Here is a 206-nt window from a genome sequence, read left to right on the forward strand (position 1 = left end):
GACTGCAGGCGGCCCGGGCCTCCTGCAGGTAGGCCTCAGAGCCCTGAAAATAATCGAGATCCGTCAGGACCGACAGGCAGCTGGCGCCACCGCGCTCATAGGAACGGGCAATCTCGGCCGGCACAAAGGGATCACGCAGCAGCCCCTTGGACGGGCTGGCTTTCTTTACCTCGGCGATCACCGCCGAACGGCCGGCGGCAATGCTG

The 206-nt window shown here is 65.5% G+C and carries 1 pseudogene; it reads right to left on the reverse strand.

Annotation, left to right across the window (positions count from 1 at the left end):
* A pseudogene (gene trpC, locus MO867_RS23470) lies at nt 1–206 on the reverse strand (indole-3-glycerol phosphate synthase TrpC); the annotation flags it as partial.

Source organism: Microbulbifer okhotskensis (assembly GCF_023895975.1).
Taxonomy (GTDB): domain Bacteria; phylum Pseudomonadota; class Gammaproteobacteria; order Pseudomonadales; family Cellvibrionaceae; genus Microbulbifer; species Microbulbifer okhotskensis.